Source organism: Streptomyces sp. NPDC003032, from assembly GCF_053591415.1.
In genome coordinates, this window is record NZ_JBSFTT010000118.1 from 1 (window position 1) to 2,043 (window position 2,043).

The 2,043-nt window shown below is 63.3% G+C and carries 1 protein-coding gene; it reads left to right on the top strand.

What is annotated here, in order from left to right:
* Positions 1-1,373 precede the first annotated feature (1,373 nt).
* Entirely contained in the window at positions 1,374-1,856 is a 483-nt protein-coding gene (locus ACWDZ7_RS42765) for a hypothetical protein (RefSeq protein WP_451804363.1), read from the top strand.
* Positions 1,857-2,043 lie beyond the last annotated feature (187 nt).

A 2,043-nucleotide genomic window follows, 5' to 3' on the forward strand; every position in this document is an offset into this window, starting at 1 on the left:
CGGACTGGGACATCATTGGCGTACATCTCAGGTTTACGGACCATATACCGCACTGGGTTGATGTGATGTGCACTCCTTCGCCGTAGCCTGCGTCCACTTCAGTGCTCCGGGAATTTACAGCACCCGGCTCGACGTAACCCAGGGGGAAATTCGTGCAAGGTTTACTCAAGTCTACTGTTCGCACAGTCGGAGTTGCTGTTGCGGGGGCGGCCATACTGGTCGGGTTCGCCGGGCCGGGGCACGCGGCAGGTGGGTATTACGAGGCATCCACCAAGGACCGCTGCGCGCATATGCAGGGACACTACTACTACGACTATGTCGCCCACCGTCAGGGCAGGGCCACCTACAACACTCGCTGGGACTTCACTATTGACGCCTACAGCAACAGCTGCGGATGGGGGCGGTCGTTCGCGCCATACGCCACGTACAGCAAGTGGACGGGGACCAAGTGGGACTACTCCCACACCAACAAGTACACCCGGATCGGGACTGCGGGCACGGGCCGTAACGTGGCTGACGTGATGATTTACCTCTGTGAGGTCGGAAAGCCAAGCACCTGCGGAAAGATCCACGGAGCTTAGCGAGAGGCCACGGAAACTGCCTCACCTCGTGAAGGCCGGCAGTTCAGACTGTTCATGCGGACGGGCTGATCAAGGCGGTGAGTACGCCGACGTTTGAGCGTTTAGCGCGTGACTGGCAACCGGCAGTCGGCGCTCGGACTACGCGCGGACGATGGGGCGCAGACCGTCCGGGCAACCGGTGCCGACACCGCTTCGCATGCTGCGGGCGTGGCAATTCCTGGACGCGACTGCACGAGCACTTCGGCACGCCGCCGGCCCGCTGACCTTCGAAGATCGCATGAGTGGAAGGTCACTTCCTTGCGAACGCCTTGCCAGCAGCAAGCCTGGTAGTCCGTCGTGACCAATATGGCTGACACGACTCTGCGATCCCATCCCATTCGAGACGACGATCCAGTGCAGCGGTTGGAAGTAGCCCTCCGGCGTCTGTGGCAGACGACGTAGGCGCCGACGGTGAGATCGGGGCGCCGTCGGCCTCTCATCTTCGGCGCAGGCATGCCGCGTCCACCTCGCGGTGATGGACCTCGTGGCACGCCATTTCGTCGCAATATCCACCCCGAGCTGACGTGGCACCTAGAACGGTCGCGCGGACATACGCCTGGCACTCGAAGGCTCGGACGGGCGAAGCCGACTTGACCGGGTGGTCGGGTGGCCGGGCCAAGTGTGCGCGATAGAGCAGGGCTTGGTCGTCAAGGCGTCGTTTCCGGATCGTTGGAGGGTAGCCCTCCAAGTCCTTGTCGTAGATCAGAGAACGCCCGCAGGGCACGATGCCCACCATTCAAAGGAGAGGGAACCGTGAAACGCATCCTTATCGCGCTCACCGCGGCTGCAGGGCTGGTGCTTGCCCTGCCTGGCAGTGCGAGCGCGCACTCGACGGACGACTGGTCCCTGTCGGGCCAGTTCCCTGGAAATCGCGGCTATGGGTATGCCGGGGACTCGCAGAGCCATGTGAGCGGTGTCTTCCAGGGGGTCGCCATGTGGCGGCTCGGCAACAATGTCGCAATCAGTACCTACGCCTCCGACACAAAAACGGACGGATACTGCGCCGGGCTCCAGATCCGCTACGAGATCTACGACGGCGGACAGTGGGCCGGTCACTGGCATTACCGCGACGTTCCCGTGTTCGACTGCACGACGGGCGGCGCGGAGACCGGCGGAGTGATCAAGGAGTACTTCTACAGCAAGTACCCGGTGCGCAACGTCTCCTCGCGCGCCTGCCACGCCGACTCCTCGGGCGGGATCATCCACTGCGAGTCGAACTGGCACGGACCCATCTGAGCAGCGGCTGCAGGCACGACAAGAACACACTGGCGCCCGCACCACGTCAGGTGAGGGCGCCAGTGCAGCTCGCCTCATGCTCCGGGGATGGGTGCCTGGTCCACAAGACTCTCGTACGGTGGCCGCTGGCACAGGGACGGCGTGCCCCGGCTGCAGTAGGTGGCATAACGGATGCTGGACGACACAC